The sequence below is a fragment of the Variovorax sp. P4_D9 genome (assembly GCF_056401695.1).
Genome location: NZ_JBFUIU010001284.1, coordinates 1 through 1,808, shown reverse-complemented (window position 1 = coordinate 1,808; position 1,808 = coordinate 1). Strand labels below are relative to the sequence as shown.

Sequence of the window (1,808 nt, the reverse complement as noted above, 5' to 3'; positions counted from 1 at the left end):
TCATGCGCGTGGCCAAGGAACTCGGCGCCGAGGTCGTCGGCGAGGTCAAGCACCCGCTGGGAGCTCAGGACTATTCGACATTCCTGCCTCGCCTGCAGGCGATGAAGCCCGACGTTCTCATCTTCAACAACTTCGGAAACGACAACCGCATTGCCATCAAGCAGGCGGGTGATTTCGGGATGAAGAAGGGCATGAAGTTCGCCACGCCCATCCTGACCTACACGGCGCGCGTGTCCGGTGGCGCGTCGACCTACGAAGGCGTCATCGGCGGCACGCAGTACTTCTGGGAAATTGAATCCGACACGCCGTCGGCAAAGGCCTTCAACACCGCGTTCAAGGCCGCCAACGACAACAAGTACCCCTCCGACTATGGTGCGATGGCCTATTCGGCCGTGAAGTCGCTACTGCTTGCGGTCAAGAGCGCAGGCGCAACGGACAGCGACAAGGTCGCGGCCGCCCTAACATCCCTCAAGTACGACACCTACAAGGGCCAGCAGTACTACCGCGCCTGCGACCACCAATCCGTCCAGTCGGTGCTCGTCGTCGAATCGAACAGCAAGGAAGCGCGCGACCCGACGGCCGTGTTCAAGGTGCTTCACGTCGAGCCGGCCAATGAACAGCTCCTGCGCTCTTGCCAGGAACTCGGGTTCAAGGGCTGAACTGAAGCAAGTCGGGAGCACCMCATGGATATCACCTTCGACCTGCTGGCGCTGCAGCTGTTCACCGGCCTGGCCCTCGGCGCCGTGTACGTGCTGCTGGCTGTCGGCCTCTCGCTCATCTTCGGCATGCTCACAGTCGTGAACTTCGCACACGGCGCGTTCTTCATGCTTGGCGCCTACATCGGCCTGCTTGCAGCCGAGAATACCGGTTCGTTCTGGCTTGCCCTCCTCATCGCGCCTGTCGTCGTGGGAGCGATTGGAATGCTCGCCGAGCGCTGGCTCATCAGGCCACTCTATGGCCGGGGCATCGACTACCCCTTGCTGCTCACATTCGGGCTTGCGTACATGATGGTCGAAGGCGTGCGCATCCTCTGGGGAAAGACCGGCCTGCCCTTCGACACCCCTGAAGTTCTGCAAGGAGCGACGAGCCTTGGCTTCGCCGACTTCCCGACATACCGCCTATTCGTCATTGGCGTCGTTGTCGTCCTTCTGGTCGCTCTCTGGCTCTTGATTGAGCGCACGCCGTTCGGGCTTGTCGTGAGGGCCGGTGCCCGGGACTCGGTCATCGTTCGCGTGCTCGGCGTCGACGTGTCTCGCGTCTGGCTCATCGTCTTCGGCCTAGGTACCGGCATCGCTGCACTTGCGGGCGTTCTCGCGGCGCCGATGCAAGGCGTCTCGCCCGAAATGGGAACCTCGGTGCTCACGGTTGCATTCGTGGTCACAGTCGTGGGTGGCATGGGGTCGCTGGTGGGCGCGGTCGTAGCCGGCCTGCTGGTCGGCGTTGTCGAGAGCATGGCCGTCCTCTTCTTCCCCGAGGCAGCCAAKGTGTCCATGTTCGTCATCATGGCCGCCGTGCTCCTGGTTCGTCCGCAAGGTCTGTTTGGTCGCGCGGGTCTGATGTCATGAAGGAACTCACCATGAACGCTGTCACGCCCCCCGTTCCCACCACCCTGCCTGGCACTCGGCAAGAGGTTTTCAAGACGATTGCGAAGCACCGCGTCCTCGCGACCGTGCTCTTCTTCGCCGTCTTCCCCTGGCTGATGCCGTACCAGTCGATCGCCATCAACATCCTCATCTACGGCCTGTTCGCAGTCGGCTTCAACCTGCTGTTCGGATACACGGGCCTGCTCTCCTTCGGCCACGCCGCCT

General features: G+C 62.3%; 2 protein-coding genes and 1 pseudogene. All 3 read left to right on the top strand.

Annotated features, from left to right (window positions below; translation table 11 throughout):
• Nucleotides 1-659: ABC transporter substrate-binding protein (locus AC1DY5_RS53995; protein ID WP_478122418.1), on the top strand; the 659-nt coding region annotated here is incomplete at its 5' end.
• Nucleotides 660-683: 24 nt separating this feature from the next.
• Nucleotides 684-1,565: a branched-chain amino acid ABC transporter permease gene (locus AC1DY5_RS53990; RefSeq protein WP_478122417.1), complete on the top strand. Its 882-nt coding sequence runs from the start codon at nucleotides 684-686 to the stop codon at nucleotides 1,563-1,565.
• A gap of 11 nt (nucleotides 1,566-1,576) precedes the next feature.
• A pseudogene (locus tag AC1DY5_RS53985) lies at nucleotides 1,577-1,808 on the top strand (branched-chain amino acid ABC transporter permease); the annotation flags it as partial.